The organism is Acinetobacter sp. DL27 (genome assembly GCF_055810995.1).
The window spans coordinates 325,056-343,355 of the sequence record NZ_CM147947.1 but is presented as its reverse complement, the minus strand read 5'-3'; the positions used below and the strand labels follow the sequence as shown (position 1 = coordinate 343,355).

Genomic DNA, 18,300 nt, shown 5'->3' with positions numbered 1-18,300 from the left:
ACCTATTATTTCTCATACCAGCGTTGAGCAATGAATTTAATAGTTGTTGCATATTGATCATTTAAATTATTACCAATAATTGCACCACCCACCAAACGTGTAGTTCCATCACCACCACTGGCAATCGTATGATTCTGAATCCCTGGTCCATGATCATCACTGTAATTAGTAGATGTACGGTCAGGATAACCACTTGCCGAACATTGACCATATGGCATACAGAAAATTTGTACTGTACTAACCCCTTGTACACCACCACCACATTCACCCGTTAACCCTAAACGACTTGCATCATAACTACTCACGTATAGGTCATAATCAATAGCAGTCGGGGAAGAAAAGATTTTTTCATGCTGAATTTTGGTGCCACTTGGGAGTTTATAGTACCAACCTGCTGAAGTTGCGTACGGTGCTACGGGTGCCGCTATATTGGTAGCAGTTTGCATAAAACGATTTGCCATAGTCAACTCATTGATTACACGCGTACCCGTCGCTCCGACCGCTGCATCTTGAGTATTCAGGGTAATATCTGATGTATATAAATCTGAACGTGTTACGTCTTTATCATATATGTTATATAAAGCATCAGATGTCCAGCCAGAACCTTCATCATAAGCAGCCAAAGGATGGCTTAAATTCCCACTACCAATTGAGATCGCTGCAAATAAATTACTGGTTTGACTATCTTTAAAAATTGCAAATGAAGGTGCTGCATAAAAACGTGGGCTTTTTCCACCTAAAGCATGCATATTGAGGATTCGAGTTGAACGTGTTGCAAACGCACCTGTAATGGTCGCTTTGTTGTTAAGATCGATACGGAAGACTTGACCACCTAAATCACCAAAATATAGATGATCAACCAAACCATCATTGTCTCGATCAGTCGTTTTAATTTCACTGACCACACTATAAGCCATATTTGGACTATGTAGCGCTGCAATATCTGGGTTAGTGGTTGCATCCGTAGTTACGGCGTTTTTGCTTACCCACCACAATAAACTACCCGCATCCGCACCATCAGCACTAAACATATATACACCAGCGCCAGTCCCATTGATTTGATTATAAGTATCCGTTTCATAACCTGCATCATAACCACCACCAACAAACATCACCAACTTACGTTGCCCTTTCCACTTGACCCACGTAATTTTAGGTTTAGACCAACTTTGCCCCATATAACTGAGTGGTGTACCAATTTCTGCACTAGCTGGATTGATATGAAATTTTAAACTGGGGTTGTTTATATCATGTAAATCAAGCGCATAATAACTACGCCCCCCCATACGCAAACCACCATAAACCAGTTGTTTACCTTGTAAATAACTGGTCGTACCATCGACAGTAATTGGTTTTCCTTGACCCACAGTTAAAGTACCATCCGTCTTAGGTACATATTCAGTATAAGCTACCCATGGTGCATCGATTCCATAGAACAGCTTATTTGTGCCTTCTGAGGTTTGTTCAGGTGTTAAGAATGCTTTACTTTGTCTTTCAATCATTTCATGAGGTACAAAAGCAAAGACCTCCTTACCACCACCATTAATTGCAGTATAGTCATCTGCTTTGACCACATGAAGTAAACCCTGAGTACTACCAAACAACACATAATCTGCACGATTACTTGGTTCGAGCTGATTGGTCGTCGTGTTATAGGTCATTTTACCTTCATTGGAAAGTAACAATGGCGATGAATGCATCACTGCGCCTAACTGACGCAGTTTGAACAAACTCATGATATCTGAACGTTTCGCATCATTAGTTGCCCAAGTCCCACTGTTAATTTGGCTTAAATCTGTGCTTTCGCTAGCGACACCGCTACCATTCACCACTCGGTTGGTCAGTAATTTACGATTATCTGACGTAATATTACCAGTAGGATCTAGAGTCGCAATTGGCAATTGCGATTTCACCCCGCCCATACGAGCGTAAAGCTCACTCCCCCATACCGTTTCATTCCCTTGAGCGATAGTGGCCACAGAGCTGACATCAGGTGCCCAATAGTCGTGCGTACCCGTAATTAACTGTCCTTGGTCATTCGTCACCGCTTCTTTTACTTCAGCTGCGCCAATGATGTCATTATTTTTACCAATTAAACGCCCCAAATTATTGACGCGATATTTTTTCATATTACCAACCCATAACTGGCTTCCCACAGTCGTTAACTTGTTTGGTGTCGGTTTAAATTGAGAAAAATAAGCATTATTTTGTACCAATGCTGAATTTAGTGGATCTTGTGGAATGGTCGGGGCTCCTGTAGTCATATAAGGAATGTCTACTTTAGCGACATCTGCAATAAAGTCTTTAATTGTTTTAGACAATGCATCTGGATCTTGAACTGAATTATAGCCACCACCACCATTTAATCCCGCATAGGCAGCATATCTTTTGTCATTCACGATTTTAGTATCGACTGATGAATTACTAAGATTGGTATTGATAGTATTTTGCGTGGTCACTTTAGAGTCGTATGGTTGTAAATCAGGAAGCCCGAGCGTCATCGTCGAACCATAACTCACAACGACTGATTTGACTGGCATGTTAATTCTAGCTTTACCAGCTAACAATCGCGCAGCAGCAGCGTTGACACATTTCCAAGCCATTCCATCGCCAGCAGATCCACCACTACCACCATCAGGACACTGACCCACCATATTCAAAATCGTACTTCCTGTTTCCCCTCTTAAAACAGAATTTAATTTATTTCTTGCGTATCCTACATCGTCAGAATCAGGAATACCTGAGGTCAAGGTAAAAATGCCATAACCAGAACACTGGTCTGCAGTTAAAATTGTGCCATCAGAATTCGTCAATAATCCATGCGCTGCATCGCCATATCCTTTTGCTACTGGAACCTCTTTCTCATCATAATTTGTTTCTGATATATCTACACTAGCTATAATCTTACTTAGTTGGTCACGGCCATCATTACACCCTGTATAAGGTGCTGTCTCACAAATTGCACCTGTAGTCGGATTATACCAAGCTAGTGGCACTGGCCTAGTCACTTTATCACTACCATCTAAACGACCTGCGGCAATACGTTTTGAACCATCATGCTTAGGAAAAAAAGATAAACCCATTTTAACGTTGGCCCCCAAACTTACATCATTAATCACGTCTAAGGCACTACGCTTTAACATAGTAAGTCGGCTATAACATTTACGATTACCCGAAGTAGTTGATGGACACAAATTATCGACTCTAGTTTTAGCTGCACCCGTTAAGCCGTTATAAGTCGCTTTGGGCATTTCACAATAGAGTGCATTAAAAGTATACGATTTTGTACCATAAGTTTTTGTTTCAGAATCGATATAATATTTCTCTTTACCGCTAGGGCAATCTACGCCAGGAAAGTCATCACTGATTGTACTCGGTCCACCTTTCATACCGGAGGGGTCGCCAGACATAGAAGTTGAGTTATCAAGGTTCAACATGATTCGCGCTTTACCATCTGAAGCATTCGGCGCTTTATAAATTTCAATATCACTGGCATAGTTACTTGCAGTCACACACAGCATTAAAGTGCTTAATACCGAGAGATTAAAGGTAATTAATTTCGCTTTATTTTTCATAATGTTGCCTCCCAATAATCCGTTTTTTTAACGACTTGCATTAAGTTATATTCAGCAATTTGTGTGTTGACTGGCACACCTAAATTTTGTAAGCACTGTGAAACAGAAGTACCCATCGTTTTAGTAGAATCATCAGGGTCTTGTACAGGTGTTACTCCATTTGGAATAACCACTTGATTCATATGCTTAGAGAAACAATTATTAATCTTAGAGTCCTCGACAGTACTTAACGCTGGCACTATAGATGTCGCAATGACTAAAATTTTTTCAGATTTTTCAATTTTTGAGGCTTCAACATCCGTGCCCTCTTGCATATGTTGGAAAGCTAGATCCAAGCTATCAGAACTTGTATTGGCTTTAATCGCAACTTGCGTCATGACAGCTCTGCGACCACTAGTAAAAAAGTTTTCCGTACCACCAATTTTACAGTAACCATCCAATCCCAACTCACTATTTGAAGGAGCAGTCCCAGACACCCATTTCATAAAGCTCGCTTGACTATAATCATAGAAATTACTAGATGCACCGCGATAACAAAAAACAAGCTCTTTACCTTTGTTCGCATCACTTTTAATTTGCCCAAACAGACCATCATAAGCCGTGTTTCTAGTCAAAAAAACGGGGTTTTCAACATTAAATATTGCTGAATCAGAGTTTTGCACCAGTAATTGCTGTGCTTGGCTATTAGTTGCAATACTTAATGCAGTCAGGCTACTTCTCACTGCCAATGTACCAATTACGGTCACAAGAACCAATAAGATCAGAACAACAATGAGCGTTGCACCCGTTTGTTTTGTTTTCATTATTCACGCTCCCCAAGAGCATTTCTCAAGGCGATAGTTTGTGATACAACTTGGCGAATATATTTAGGATCTGTTGATGCTTTCACTTTAACGGTCTGATCCAATACCTGAAAGGTTTGGTTCGATTTAATAACAGCATCATTTCCCAAGGGTTGCGTTGAACGAACCAATGCTCCCAACTGTACAGATAAGATCCTAGGACGCGGGGCCGTTAATGCCATATAACTTGAAACGGGCATATAGCGGTGCATGCCATTCGCTTCTACACCAAGTAACACTCTAAAATGATCAACACGCTTCATGATAATTTCACCAGCATCACCATAACTAGAAATCACTGCCGGAGTTTCTAATGCATAATGCCCAGCATCACAAGCTAAAGCTAAAGCTAAACTTTCATTTGCGGCTTTATTACTATCTGCTCTTAAAAAGTAACGCTGCACCACGACTTGTAATCCTGTCGATGCCTTATTAAACCGAAGCTCAGTACCTTCACAATCAAAACCACCAACAAGCTCATCATCTGTTGTACTCGCAGTCCCTTTGTCATCCAAAGTGTATTGTGGCAAATACTGGATCACCAACTGATCACTATTCACAGCAGTATCACTACTATTTACAACATTACTGGTTAAATCATTTTTTGAAATGAAATCCACATCTAATGCCGTGCTAGTTAGATACACATTACTCTTTGGCTCAGTATTCGATGTTGTTAAAACTATTCCGCCATATGTTGTCTGATCGTTAATTGCAGCACTTCTCACATTTAAATTAGTCAAACGAATATCTTTTGTAATGTAATTTAAACCAAAGTTGGCATTATCCTGTAGTTCCGCGACACCTTTTTGCATTGCTACACTTTTCTGCCCCGTTAAAAATAATAAAATAGCAGCCGCAACCACAATCAAACCTAATGCCAAAGAAATCATTAATTCGATTAACGTGAAACCTAATTGCTTATTTTTCATTTTAATAGGTCTCCATAATTACGCAGGTAGAAGCCCCATGATAAGTAGTCCCATTGGTACAATCCCCAGTTGCGGTACCATCAGTTGCACTCGTATCGCCCCAGGCAACATACAAACAATTTCGTCCATCACTATTTCCTGCACAAGACAACATGTTGACCGTCATACCCAAAACAGCCGCCTTCTGCGTAACCTGAGCCACATCAAAATCGGCCAAATCTGCCGCGCTACAAGAGTCAGTTATACAATTGGTAGCAAATGATGTTTGATTTCCTGCGGTTGATGTTTCTGTCTTGTAGGAAGTGAAACCACTCCTATTCGCACGTATACGCTCCGCCATATCTCTTGCAATATTCATTGCTTGCACACGATTAATCGCCTCAGACGTAGCCTCGACAGCTCTATATTGCAATGCAATAAATCCTAAAATACCAATAGCCAATATCAATAACGCTACCAATATTTCAATTAAACCTACACCTTTTTGGCTCGACATCATTATCTTCATGAGCACGTCCCCTCGGCAATCTGTTGAATCGTACCCATTTTAGAAATGCTCACTGTTTTAGATAATTCGCCAGAACTTTGCTCACAAATAGTAAAAGAGGTATCGGTCGTTGCATTTTTAATTAAACCACTCGATAAAAATGTAATACTTGTTGGAGAACCAGCTTTAAGCACAGCCTTGCCTTCTGGCATCCAGTTCAATTGACTGATTGAATCTGCAATAGCTGTTGTATTCAATTGCACAGTCACTTCCCGACGTTCTAATGCTGCTTTTGCTCTTGCCTGAACCAATACATTAGCTAATTCTTGCGTACTTTTTTTTAAATTCTGTCTTAGTAAAAGAGTGCCAAAAGAAGGTACCGCTATCACTGCGATAATGGCCATTACGGCAATCGTCACCATCAATTCAATTAAGGTGAACCCTTTTTGTTTATTGTGCATACTCTCCCCCACGGCAACAAAGCTTAAGCCTATGTAAAGCGTATTCTAATTTTTTACAAAAGCGGCACAATACAGGATAAAAGGCATAAAAAAACAGATGATTGCCAATTTACAATCACCTGTTAGTTTTTCAATAAAATTAGAATGTTAACCAATCCACCTTTTAGGCTTGAGTTACCGCAATACGTAACTCTTTTGGCAAACTAAAGGTAATATTTTCTTCCGTTCCGGCAAGCTCTTGTGGTGGTGTTGCACCCCAGTCTTGTAATCGTTGAATCACTTGCTTAATTAAAATTTCAGGTGCAGACGCACCCGCTGTGACACCAACTTTAACGATATTTTCAAACCATACTTGTTGAAGCTCATCTGCATTATCGACCAAATAAGCGGCTTTACCCATGCGCTCGGCCAATTCTCGTAAACGATTCGAATTCGATGAATTTGGTGAACCGACCACCAATACCACATCACATTGGATTGCTAAATCACGCACCGCATCTTGACGATTTTGAGTCGCATAACAAATGTCATCTTTACGCGGCCCTTGAATCTCAGGAAATTTCGCCCGTAACGCATCAATCACTTTTGCAGTATCATCAATTGATAAAGTAGTTTGAGTAACAAAAGCCACGCGCTCAGGATGATGCACTTGAAGCTCGGCCACGTCTTGTTCATCTTCAACCAAATAAATCGCACCACCATTTTTCAGGTCATATTGCCCCATGGTACCTTCAACTTCTGGGTGGCCTTCATGACCAATTAAGATGGCCTCAACCCCCTCACGAGCATATTTAGTAACTTCAATATGAACCTTGGTCACCAATGGACAGGTTGCATCAAAAACCTTTAAACCACGACGTTCGGCTTCGATCTGTACTGCTTTAGAGACCCCATGTGCACTAAAAATTACAATATTGTCATCAGGTACTTCATCCAATTCATCGACAAAAATTGCACCTCGTTGACGTAAATCGTCTACGACAAATTTATTGTGCACCACTTCATGTCGTACATAAATGGGTGGATTAAAACACTCAAGCGCACGATTTACGATGGCAATCGCACGGTCAACACCTGCACAAAAACCACGTGGATTGGCCAATACAATTTCCATATGTTCCTCGATACCACTTTTCAATCAGCGGAAACTAATAAAATAAATGCAAACAAAGTGACGCCTTGCTATTTCGTTTAAACCTTGTCTGCTCTAAAATAGAGAAGATATTTTATCATATCAGGAAAAATATCATGTCGGGTCTCTTGTTTGTCGTTTCTGCAGCTTCAGGAACAGGCAAAACATCCCTCGTAAAAGCCCTCCTTGACCGTGTAACGAATCTTCACGTTTCTGTTTCTCATACTACACGTGGGCAACGTCCCGGCGAACTTGATGGTGTACATTACCATTTTACCGAAAAAGACTCATTTTTAGCCTTGGTTGAACAAGGTGGTTTTATTGAATACGCCGAAGTCTTTGGTAATTACTACGGTACAGCTCAAACTACAGTAAAAGAACAACTGGCGAAAGGTCATGATGTCCTACTAGAAATTGATTGGCAAGGCGCACAGCAAGTTCGCAAGCTTTTTCCTGACTCTAAACAAATTTTCATTTTACCACCAAGCCAGTTTGATCTGCGTCAGCGTCTGTCTAACCGTGGCACAGACTCGGTTGAAGTGATTGAGCGGCGTTTAGGCTGTGCAGTTGAAGACATGCAACAATATGTTAACTTCGACTATGTCATTATTAATGATGATTTTAATAAGGCATTGCACGATCTTGAGTCTGTGATTATTGCCAATCGTTTAGTCATTACACAGCAAGCGAGTCGTCATCAGAAAATGATTTCTGAGCTGATCACCCCTGTTGAAAAGTGATTAAAACTTGAGTCTACAGACAAAGCACCTTATACTGCACAGTCTGTTTAATTTTAGCCTTTGTAACGAGAACTCTTATGGCACGCGTAACCGTTGAAGATTGTTTAGACCATGTAGACAACCGCTTTGAGCTTGTACTAGTGGCAAGCAAACGCGCGCGTCAATTGGCACGTCAAGGTATTGAACCTACTGTTGAGTGGGACAATGACAAACCGACTGTTGTTGCATTACGTGAAATCGCAATCGGTCATGTTTCTAAAGATATTTTGAAACAACGTGAGCAAGACTACCAAACTTCGAGTCTTGATCTTGCACTTTCTGCAAACAATTTGAATTTAGATGGTTTTTCTTTCCAATAAGAAAAATTTATCGCTTAAAAGCCTAGTTTTTAACTAGGCTTTTTTATTGGATAACTTTTATATTTATCCAATACACGTTATAACTAGAACATAGGATTCATCGTGGTTTAGGTGTATCTTTTTTGCTTTTCTCTCAATGAAAAATTTGACAACTCATGCAATATGTTTTTCATTAGAGGATCAGTAAAATTTTCTTGTAATTGCTACGTCTTAAAGGTGTTTTATGCCAGGCCCAATGGTCAGCCAAGCTAAACAACAGCTCAAAACTATTATCGATGCTTACTTAACTGAAAGCGACGTCGAGCGAGTGCTTGCGGCCTGTGATTATGCGGATATTGCCCATGATGGTATTACCCGTAAAAGTGGCGAACCCTATATTTTGCACCCCATTGCGGTCAGCTGTATTTTAGCGCATATGCGTCTAGATGCCGAAACGCTGATGGCGGCACTTTTACATGATGTGATTGAAGACACAGACTTTAGCAAAGAAGATATTGCAGAAAAATTTGGAAAAACCGTTTCCGAACTGGTCGATGGCGTCACCAAACTTAGCCAATCCAGTGATAAAGAATATAATAAAGCCGCTTCTTTCCGAAAAATTCTGCAAGCCACACTACAAGACCCACGTGTCATTATTATTAAACTGGCTGACCGCTATCACAACATGACCACCTTAGATGCACTACGTCCCGACAAACGTGCGCGTATTGCCCAAGAAACGTTTGATATTTTTGTCCCGATGGCACGTATTGTTGGTATGAATGAGATGGGCGATAACCTCGAGCATCTGTGTTATCAAAACCTTGACCTCGACATGTATAACAATGTCCAAGAAGCCCTCCTGCAAACCAAACCCAAACGCTGTGAATATCAAAGCAAATGGGAAAATAATCTGACTGAGCTATTAAAAACCCATCAAATCTCAGGTCGAATTAAAAAGAAAAATAATAATATCGAACTGTTACGCCACTTTGTGAAAAATGACATTGATCTACATGAACTCACGCATAGTCATGCCTTTGAAATTATTCTAAATAGCATTGCTGACTGTGACCGCTTAGCCGATGTGTTGCGAGAGAGTTTTCAAGTTTTACACTTTGCAGACCATATCCGTAAACCCCTCCCAGGTGGTAACCAATCACTGCTACTGCGCTTAAAAGGTGAAAATACAACCTTATCAGTAACCATTCAAACCGAACTGATGCGTAAAGCGGCGCGTTTTGGTGTAGTACTGGGCGACAGTGCTCCACAAGCTTGCCGCTCTGCGATTCAAGCCTCGATGCAGAACTTGAATGTCTTGATCGATGGAGCCTGTGCTAAAACCACTTTTAGCGAACTGCTCGATTATTTACACCAAGAGAAAATTTGGGTGTATACCCCACAAGGTCATCTACACGAGTTACCGCAAGGGGCAACGGTAGTCGACTTTGCATATTCTGCCAGCTTATTTTTAGGTAACCATGCGGTAGGTGCGAAAATCAATGGGGAAACTAAACCACTTTCTACGCCATTGCACAGTGGTCAGGTGATTGAAATTATAACCGATGTCTTGGCCACCCCAAACCCGGATTGGCTCAGCTTCGTCAATACGCAAAAAGCCCGCCGTGCCCTACAAAATATACTGCGTGAGCAAGACATCGAAGAACAACGCCTTGTTGGACAACAAGCTTTAAATCGCGCTTTAAAACTATTCAATGTATCCATTAAAGATTTAACCGAATCAGACTGGTTAGAGCTTTTACAATGGCGACATATTGAAAGTAAAGACCAACTCTTTGAACAAATTGCCGTGGGCGATTTACTGCCGCAATTGGTTGCGAATCATTTGTTTGCGCATGACCAAAGTGCACAGGAATCTGACAGACTCATTCAAGGTACTGAGGGTGTCGATGTTAAATACGCACATTGCTGTAACCCTGTGTTGGGTGACCCAATTCAAGGACATTTATCACGCCGCGGTCTTATTGTGCATCGTGCACGTTGTCATAACCTCCTACATGAACAACATCTGCACCCTGAAAATATCATGCCGTTGCAGTGGACTAACGAGAATGAAGAAGAAATTAGTTTTACTGCATATTTATTGATTAACATGGCCATGGATGACGAACAAATTTCTGACCTAATTTATCAATGCCGTAAAGAAAAAATCGGGGTTGAAATGGTGTGTAATCAAGATGATAAGACTTATGTCAATGTTGTGGTGCACAACCGTAAGCAAATTGCAAAAATCATTCGTGATCTACGTATGCATTTTGGCTTCCCACGTATCAGTCGATTGGCTCAACCTGTTAGTATTGCGGAAACATCGATTGCGAGTTAATTGTTTAAATCCACACATTTTAATGCCAATCTAGGCTATGATTGATGGTGAATATAATAGGAGAACACGATGTCCCGCCAAGTAATTCATACTGAAAATGCCCCTGCTGCGATCGGCACTTATTCGCAAGCAATCTTAGTCGGCAATACACTTTACCTTTCTGGTCAGATCGGTTTAGACCCATACAGTATGGAGTTGGTTGAAGGCATTGAAGCACAAATTCGTCGTGTGTTTGATAACTTAAAAGCTGTCTGTGAAGCTGCTGGTGGAACACTGGCTGATATCGCGAAGTTGAATATTTTCTTAACCGATCTTTCAAACTTCCAGTTGGTCAATCAAATTATGGGCGAGTATTTCGCACAACCTTACCCTGCACGCGCTGCACTCGGTGTGGCTAGCCTACCTAAAAATGCATTGGTTGAGATGGATGGCATTGTGACTATTAATCAATAAGTTATATTTTTTTAAGAAAAAGCCACCGATTGAGTGGCTTTTTTTTATCCAAAATCTCAATAAAGACAAATGAGATTTCAAATGATTTTTATTGACAAACGATAACAATTATCAATAATATCACTTATCTTATTTCTTTCATGTGGCTTGCTGAAATGTACGTGTGCTTATGCCGTGGTATTACAGATCAAGATATTAAAGACGCTGTTGAAAATGGTGCGGGTAGTTATCGCGAAGTTCGCGAGATGCTCGACCTCGGCACATGCTGTGGTCGTTGTGCACCAGAAGCACGCTCAATCATCAGTGCTGAAGTATCTGCCATTGCCTCACGCTTAGCCATTGCTGCCTAGGTATTTGATTCGTTTTTTAGAATAACCATAATTATTAATTTACTCTTTATGAGTAACTCCTCCCCCGCTTATGACTCTAGGCGGGTTTTCTTTTTTAAATGCCTAAAATCAAATTTCCACCTCGTATGCTTTTGATTGCGATTTTCATTTGCTGTTCTATAAATTACTCGCCAAAAACCACTTTGTTGTTTAAGATATTTCTCATAAGTTATTGATATTATTTTTAAGCCGCAGTTTGAATGGAGCTTTATCATGAAAGGCAATCGTGATGTAATTAATCAGTTAAATCAGGTGCTTTATCATCATTTAACTGCCATTAACCAAAATTTCCTACACTCTCGCATGTTTAATGACTGGGGGATTGAACAACTCGGTTCAGCTGAATATAAAGAGTCAATCCGTCAAATGAAGCATGCTGACAAAATCATTGAGCGCATTCTTTTTTTAGAAGGTCTACCAAACCTACAACACTTGGGTAAACTCTACATCGGTCAACACACAGTGGAAGTTCTTAACTGTGATGTCCGTAAAGTCAAAGAGAATATTGAATCCATTCAAGCTGCTGTCAAGCTTGCCGAAGAGCAGTTGGACTACGTTACTCGAGATCTTGTTCAAGAAATTTTAGAAAAAGAAGAAGAGTGGTTAGATTGGACAACTACACAGCTTGATTTGGTTGAGACTGTAGGTGTAGAGAATTATATTCAGAGTCAGATTTAAAACTTTTCTATCATTTAAAAAACCTGCATATGCAGGTTTTTTTACTGTTGAGCTTTATTTCCAAGGTCGAAGATCGACGATCTTCACTACTTCACCTTTCTCTTTATTGATTAAAACTGTCATATCAACAGCATTGGCTTTTAGAGGAACAAAACCAGTTGCTTGAGGATATTTAGACACAATACGCTCTACTTGTTTTACATCATTATACTGATTAAGCTCCTTCAAACTTTTTGTTCGTTGTTGCAGTTGTGGTTTTGCTTGAACAAAATCAACATAACGCTCAGGTTTCTGCGCAATCGAAATACCCCCTAATGCTTCTGCGAATAAATCATCATTCCGAACATTTGCATCCTTAGCAAACTCTACACCCACCCATTGTGGCTTAAACCAAGATGGATGCTGAAATTGGGGAAGTGCTTGTTCTATATGATCTGTAATCATTTCATTTTTTCGCACCAACTCAAAACGATCTACGTTGTAGGCAACCCATACAGGGCGGCCCTGCTCAATACTATATATACCATAGCCAAGTGCTGAAATTTGTAGTGCAATGATGATGCTTAAATCTATTTTTAAGGTTTTTTTACCCTCTTTATAAACCAATAAACCCAGCACAGGGCCGACTATTACATCTATAGCAAGCATCATAAGGAAGATTTGAGTCACGCCAACCGCTGTGGCAAGTGGTGATGGATACCAAATAAAAAAGACAATTCTAATAATAATTAAAGCAATTAAAATTGAAACACTTAAATGCTTAATAAAAAATAGTTTTCTTTTCGATGTGAAAGGCATCATTATTTTGATCCGCTCAGTTCGTTCCACTTAAAAGCCAATGTAGCATCCTTATTAAATAAAGATTCGTACGTATAAGTTCTACCATATAGTTTTTGAATAATGAGTAAATGTCGTTTTGCCTCTACCTCTTGCTCATTCAGTGCTAATGCTTGCGCATAACGATACAAAGAAATCGGCATCGCATATCGATATGCCACATGCTTCATCCATTTTAGCTGCTCAGAAGTCATATTAGATTTTGGCTCCGTACGCATAAAACGAATTTGCTCACGTAATTGAGTCAACAATATTACATTTGGTGCCGCTTTTTCTGAATGAATTTCTCCAATATTTGCTAATTCAAATCTTGCTAGTTCAACATCCTTTTCAATTACTCGATATTCCACAAAAATCCAGACATATAACATTAAATAAAATAATAAAAATACAGCAAAAAAATTCTTATTAATTTTGAATAATTTTATATTCAATCGATCCGCTTGCACTAAACCCAGTAAAAAACCTACTGGAATAAGAAAAAATGCATACTCCAAAGGATACTCTAGCATTGCATGAACCAACACTGAGCCAATCATTGCAAGCGCAATTATTATTTCAATAGATGCTGCCAATTTAGTTAATTGATATAACCACCATGAGAAACCCAGAATAATCAAGATACCTAAAGGGATACCATTCCAAATTATTAAATCCAATAGAATGTTATGACTGTGTTCTATCCATTCTGTTGTTGGATAGTCCAGAAATACCGTGATTTGAGCAACACTCACCTGATTCCAGCCATACCCCAACCAAGGTTCATGTTGAATAGCAATCAACATCTGATGCCACATTGGTAATCTCAAATATCCATTAGTAGCTCTAGAAACAATATCAGCAGTTGTGATTACTCCTAGAAATTTAGATAAGAAAGGAATAACGATAAGAAAGACAACATATACAATTATAAAAAATAGTAATTTTTTTCTCGAAAACAACACCTTCAAATCATACGTTTTCCAAACCCACCAAATTGCAAAGCATATAGAAAATATCCAAGGTGTTCTTGATTGCGTTAATACTAAACCAAATAACAGAAAAATGGCTAAGAATGATCCACATATTCCATTGATATATTTTTTTTCATATATATATAAGCTAGCCATCAACCCTAAACATAAGAATGTCGCAAAATTGTTTGGCTGTGCAAAATTTGCATAAGGTCTTCCTCCTGGCACCAAATCAACAATAAAGACACTGCCCATCTTTAACATTAACCATTGGCTTAACTGGATTCCCACCGAGACAATACACGTCCAAATAATTAGATAACTGAATACTTTATATATTTCGAATTTAATTTTTTCACTTTCATTTGCAAGATTGAAAGCTATAAAAAATGCAAAAGAGAATCCCGCAATATAAATGGAAGAAACCAATGCATCACCAAAAAAAGCATTACCTCTCAATGACCACAACAATAAAGGTAGAGCTGATAAAGCAATAAGTAAAATAAAGATTTTAGGAATGCTTAAATTAATATTATTTAAAAGCAAAAAAAATCCCAAAAAAAATAAGGCTAAAAAAATTGAAAAATCATTATTAGCAGTTGTCCAAGGCAAATAGTGATTAGGCGTCAGCCAAGAAAATCCTACTAATAAAAAAGAGAACAATAAAAATATATTTTTAAACTTTATTAACATTAATAATTTCTCTAATAAAAAAGGCTCTATATAGAGCCTTTTTAAACTATTAGATATTAACCACGGCATGAACCTGGTAAATATTTAGGAGCAATACCATTTGTAGCGCCTGGACCACATTTCCACGAATGAACACTTGTTCCAGCCTCAGCACTAGTCATAGCAGTACCATCACTCTTCAACGGTGTCATATCAATCGTTTTATTTGCAGCCGTTTTAAGAGAAGAATCTGCACCTAAAGTTACTGTAACTAAACCGGCAGCAGATGTAGTTACACTAGCAACATATTTACTTGGAGCAGTACCAGAGGTACTCTCACAACCCCAAGCTCCTGCTCCTGGCAATGAGCCAGATGCTGAAGATTGATATACTTCTGTAATTGTTGTACGGCATGCTGAACCAGCTAAAATTCCTTCAGATACTTTAGCGCGAATTGTATAATCTTGGTACGCAGGCAGTGCAATTGCAGCCAAAATACCAATAATGGCTACAACAATCATTAATAGAAAACATTCCATAAGTGACTTTATATGGACATGCATTAAACTACTGAATTATATATTTTTACGTCATTATTCATTTTGTCCATATGGACATGCTTTTTAATGGGCAAACTTTTGAGTTTTGTCCATATCAGAAAATGGCTTTTACTGAGTGCGATAGCATGAATTTTATGAAGCAAACTAATCGTGAGATATTTTAAAATTTTGTTAAGCTAAAACTGAATAAAAAATCCAGACTCATTTATAAGTCAACTTCTGTATTTCTCCTTTAGGCTGAAGAATCTCACGTCTTGTATGATGCAGAACAATACACCTAGTCGCTTCGTCATCACCAAACTACATGGACACAACTTTTACAGCTGCACGAGGTATTCGTTCGGTTATTTTGAAGTCTTTAAGCCGTTTCATTCTATTACTCACCGATATATGAAACATTCCGTATACAACAGCACTTTCAATTCCAAATTGCTTTCATCCCCACACAAGCAACCACCACCAAAGCAACATAGTTTTCTGCTCGCTTAGCTGCTAATAATTTAACTTTTCCCAGTACAAGCAATTTTCATATTTACATATCTCAAAACCGATAAAACTGACATTTTTTGTCACTTAATTACATAAATCTACTTTTTAAGTTTTTAAGATTTTTAATCTATTAAACAATCTATTGATTTCATGAGAAATAATTAGATAATATACATTGGCACGTTTAGTGCTAATATTAAAATAGCTTACAAAGCTTATAATTAAATTAACAAAACATTTGTGGAGAATGTTATGAATACAATGCAGAAGGGCTTTACGCTCATCGAACTTATGATTGTGGTCGCTATTATCGGTATTCTGGCTGCAGTTGCACTTCCTGCTTATCAAAACTATACAGTTAAAGCGCGTGTATCTGAAGTTATTTTGGCAGCTTCTTCTTGTAGAACAATCATTACGGATTTAGTTCAAAACTCGCCTACACAGGCTTTAGGTGATATTTTGGGATCAAGCTGTTCAATCCAGCCAACAAAAATGGTTGCAAGTGGATCTGCATCAACTGCAGGTGTAATCACAGTAGTTGGTAATGAAGCTAATCTAGGTGGTGAAACTAGCGCAACGGCCAATTCAATTAGTATCACACCAATGATGGCTGCTGTTGCAGCAGGTACTGGTATTGCTACTGTTGCTGTTGCTAAAGGTGAATTAGTTGCCGCTACGGCTGGTGGTCAGACAATTGAAGGCTGGAAATGTGGCCCTGCTGCTGCAGGTAACAACCCAATGCCAATTAAATATTTACCAGGTTCTTGTCAAGGTACTTACTAATTTTAATTAGTGTTAAAAAGACTGGTGCGCCAGTCTTTTTTATTGTTAAAAGTTAGCAACTATTGAGTAAATAAAAAATTATGATTAAAGAATATAAGTTTCAATCATTGGGTGAAGAAAGTAATTATCGACAATTTCCAGATGAAATTGAAAATAATAATCATATTCTCTTTCACGGAACCGCAGAAGTGAATTTTGAAAATATTAAAAAGCAAGGTTTTCAACCAAAAACTGGTGGTGAATTAAGTAGTATCTCCTTCGCTAAAAACAGTTCATTAGCATTGAATTACGCTTGTGCAGCTAGAAACGATCTATCTCCAAAAGGTATAATTATTATGGTAGACATTTCAAATATAAAACAAGAATGTATAGTGGAGCAAAACTTCGGTATTCATTTATCACCTAAATTTCAACCTAAAATTATTGGCTACTGTTTAGTTCCTGAAAATTATAAGTTTAAGTAAAAATATGTCAAAACGCCTAATTTTTTTTCTAAGCCACTTATCTATTTCATTTCTGATTGCTTTACTTGTCGTTGGACTTGTCTTTTTCATCTGGTATCCATCTCCTCTCGCAAGCGCAGTTGGCGTTACCCATATCTTTTTAATGCTGTTGGCAATCGACGTGATTGTCGGACCAGTCTTGGGTTTATTGGTCTATAAAGAAGGTAAGAAAACACTTAAACTTGACCTAAGCGTAATTATTATTATTCAAATTGCGGCTCTATGTTATGGGATATTTAGTATTGAACAAGGTCGTCCTGCATGGTTAGTATTCCATGCAGATCGTTTCGAGTTAGTGCGAAAAAATGACATCATTTTAGACAATATTGATCAAGCTCAGCCGCAATTTCAATATGTATCATTAATCAAACCACAGTTTGTTGCAGTAAAATCAGCAGTGAGCGCTCAGCAACATCAAGATGATATCTTTACTGAGGTTTTGGGGGGTATTTCTCTTGCTCAACAACCAGAACGCTATGTTGAATTTATTGATGCTAAACTACAAGTACAACAACGTGCTTTATCATTAAGCCAGCTAGAGCGCTACAATAAAAAACAGGAAGTGGAAAAATTTTTGAAAAACTATCCAAAAGCTGATGCATGGCTGCCACTAAAAGCCAATGCTTTAGATATGGTGGTTTTGGTCAATAAAGAATCCGCCTCTATCATCAAAATTGTAGACTTAAGACCGTGGGAATAATTTTAACGGCATATTTTTTACCCCATTTATTAAAAAGCCACTAAGTTCATAAACTGAGTGGCTATATCAATCAAATAGTCCGAGTACTTTGCCTCAATTCAAAATTTTCCAGCAACAGCGAATTGCACTTTTCCAGCAGTTTTTCATAATCTTCTTTCAGCTGCTCATAATCACTTTTCACCGCTTTGGTCTTAGTTTTCGCTTGCTCAATTTGCTGGGCAGGCGAAAGAATATTTTGCCCTGCTTCCTGTGCAGCTAGCTCAATTGCCTCAATTAATGCAGCGTGACGGCTCTTCTTAATCGAACCCCGTTTACGCCCAGCCTCCAGTGCAACAGTGTCATTATTAATTGCAGAGCCTTTGGTAATAATTGTCGGCTTATTGACTTTTAAACGCTCTAAAGCAGCATAGTATTCATTGAGTGCGCTCATAT

General features: G+C 38.7%; 19 protein-coding genes. 9 read left to right on the top strand and 10 right to left on the bottom strand.

Annotation, left to right across the window (positions count from 1 at the left end; all coding sequences use genetic code 11):
- Positions 1–5 precede the first annotated feature (5 nt).
- The 6 genes from AC0KVP_RS01530 to ispH form a co-directional block, all read right to left on the bottom strand.
- A complete protein-coding gene (locus tag AC0KVP_RS01530; protein WP_473338437.1) occupies positions 6–3,575 on the bottom strand; it encodes a pilus assembly protein in 3,570 nt (1,189 codons plus the stop codon).
- Positions 3,572–4,378 (bottom strand): PilX N-terminal domain-containing pilus assembly protein, encoded by an 807-nt coding sequence (locus AC0KVP_RS01525; RefSeq protein ID WP_473338435.1) that lies wholly within the window; start codon positions 4,376–4,378, stop codon positions 3,572–3,574. The genes AC0KVP_RS01530 and AC0KVP_RS01525 overlap by 4 nt, the downstream gene beginning before the upstream one ends.
- Positions 4,378–5,349, bottom strand: a complete 972-nt coding sequence (locus tag AC0KVP_RS01520; RefSeq protein WP_473338434.1) for a PilW family protein — start codon at positions 5,347–5,349, stop codon at positions 4,378–4,380. Before AC0KVP_RS01520 ends, AC0KVP_RS01525 begins: the two co-directional genes overlap by 1 nt.
- A gap of 1 nt (position 5,350) precedes the next feature.
- The gene (pilV, locus tag AC0KVP_RS01515; RefSeq protein ID WP_473338432.1) at positions 5,351–5,857 is read right to left on the bottom strand and encodes a type IV pilus modification protein PilV; all 507 of its coding nucleotides are present in this window, start codon (positions 5,855–5,857) and stop codon (positions 5,351–5,353) included.
- Complete coding sequence (locus AC0KVP_RS01510; protein ID WP_473338429.1) at positions 5,854–6,297, bottom strand: GspH/FimT family pseudopilin; 444 nt, start codon at positions 6,295–6,297, stop codon at positions 5,854–5,856. The genes pilV and AC0KVP_RS01510 overlap by 4 nt, the downstream gene beginning before the upstream one ends.
- 163 nt (positions 6,298–6,460) lie before the next feature.
- Complete coding sequence (ispH, locus tag AC0KVP_RS01505) at positions 6,461–7,411, bottom strand: 4-hydroxy-3-methylbut-2-enyl diphosphate reductase (RefSeq protein WP_126035090.1); 951 nt, start codon at positions 7,409–7,411, stop codon at positions 6,461–6,463.
- Between the two features lie 134 nt (positions 7,412–7,545).
- Here ispH and gmk point away from each other — a divergent pair, with 134 nt between their 5' ends.
- From gmk to bfr, 6 genes are all read left to right on the top strand, one after another.
- Positions 7,546–8,169, top strand: a complete 624-nt coding sequence (gmk, locus tag AC0KVP_RS01500) for a guanylate kinase (RefSeq protein ID WP_178896389.1) — start codon at positions 7,546–7,548, stop codon at positions 8,167–8,169.
- Between the two features lie 77 nt (positions 8,170–8,246).
- Positions 8,247–8,528 carry a DNA-directed RNA polymerase subunit omega gene (rpoZ, locus tag AC0KVP_RS01495; protein WP_004978050.1) on the top strand — a complete coding sequence of 94 codons (282 nt, stop codon included), beginning with the start codon at positions 8,247–8,249 and terminating at the stop codon, positions 8,526–8,528.
- Between the two features lie 223 nt (positions 8,529–8,751).
- On the top strand, positions 8,752–10,851 hold the full coding sequence (locus AC0KVP_RS01490) for a RelA/SpoT family protein (protein WP_348959180.1): 2,100 nt from the start codon (positions 8,752–8,754) through the stop codon (positions 10,849–10,851).
- Between the two features lie 69 nt (positions 10,852–10,920).
- Positions 10,921–11,304 (top strand): RidA family protein, encoded by a 384-nt coding sequence (locus AC0KVP_RS01485; protein WP_473338424.1) that lies wholly within the window; start codon positions 10,921–10,923, stop codon positions 11,302–11,304.
- A gap of 155 nt (positions 11,305–11,459) precedes the next feature.
- Complete coding sequence (locus AC0KVP_RS01480; protein WP_010327639.1) at positions 11,460–11,654, top strand: bacterioferritin-associated ferredoxin; 195 nt, start codon at positions 11,460–11,462, stop codon at positions 11,652–11,654.
- Positions 11,655–11,906: 252 nt separating this feature from the next.
- On the top strand, positions 11,907–12,371 hold the full coding sequence (gene bfr, locus AC0KVP_RS01475; RefSeq protein ID WP_004691472.1) for a heteropolymeric bacterioferritin subunit Bfr: 465 nt from the start codon (positions 11,907–11,909) through the stop codon (positions 12,369–12,371).
- Positions 12,372–12,425: 54 nt separating this feature from the next.
- Here bfr and tfpZ (AC0KVP_RS01470) read toward each other — a convergent pair whose 3' ends face one another.
- Genes tfpZ (AC0KVP_RS01470) through AC0KVP_RS01460 form a run of 3 tightly spaced genes read right to left on the bottom strand, consistent with a single transcriptional unit; the run spans position 12,426 to position 15,372 of the window.
- A complete protein-coding gene (gene tfpZ, locus AC0KVP_RS01470; protein WP_473338421.1) occupies positions 12,426–13,172 on the bottom strand; it encodes a TfpX/TfpZ family type IV pilin accessory protein in 747 nt (248 codons plus the stop codon).
- A complete protein-coding gene (locus AC0KVP_RS01465) occupies positions 13,172–14,923 on the bottom strand; it encodes a PglL family O-oligosaccharyltransferase (protein WP_473338419.1) in 1,752 nt (583 codons plus the stop codon). The genes tfpZ (AC0KVP_RS01470) and AC0KVP_RS01465 overlap by 1 nt, the downstream gene beginning before the upstream one ends.
- On the bottom strand, positions 14,911–15,372 hold the full coding sequence (locus AC0KVP_RS01460; protein ID WP_473338416.1) for a pilin: 462 nt from the start codon (positions 15,370–15,372) through the stop codon (positions 14,911–14,913). Before AC0KVP_RS01460 ends, AC0KVP_RS01465 begins: the two co-directional genes overlap by 13 nt.
- 762 nt (positions 15,373–16,134) lie before the next feature.
- Between AC0KVP_RS01460 and AC0KVP_RS01455 the strand changes: the two genes are divergently transcribed.
- The 3 genes from AC0KVP_RS01455 (at position 16,135) to tfpZ (AC0KVP_RS01445) (ending at position 17,868) form a co-directional block, all read left to right on the top strand.
- Positions 16,135–16,665 (top strand): pilin, encoded by a 531-nt coding sequence (locus AC0KVP_RS01455; protein WP_473338413.1) that lies wholly within the window; start codon positions 16,135–16,137, stop codon positions 16,663–16,665.
- Positions 16,666–16,745: 80 nt separating this feature from the next.
- Positions 16,746–17,129 (top strand): PARP domain-containing protein, encoded by a 384-nt coding sequence (locus AC0KVP_RS01450; RefSeq protein ID WP_062032382.1) that lies wholly within the window; start codon positions 16,746–16,748, stop codon positions 17,127–17,129.
- Positions 17,130–17,133: 4 nt separating this feature from the next.
- Positions 17,134–17,868, top strand: a complete 735-nt coding sequence (gene tfpZ, locus AC0KVP_RS01445; RefSeq protein WP_062032385.1) for a TfpX/TfpZ family type IV pilin accessory protein — start codon at positions 17,134–17,136, stop codon at positions 17,866–17,868.
- Positions 17,869–17,938: 70 nt separating this feature from the next.
- Here the strand turns inward: tfpZ (AC0KVP_RS01445) and AC0KVP_RS01440 are convergent, their stop codons facing one another.
- On the bottom strand, positions 17,939–18,298 hold the full coding sequence (locus AC0KVP_RS01440) for a hypothetical protein (RefSeq protein WP_062032388.1): 360 nt from the start codon (positions 18,296–18,298) through the stop codon (positions 17,939–17,941).
- Between the last annotated feature and the right edge of the window lie 2 nt (positions 18,299–18,300).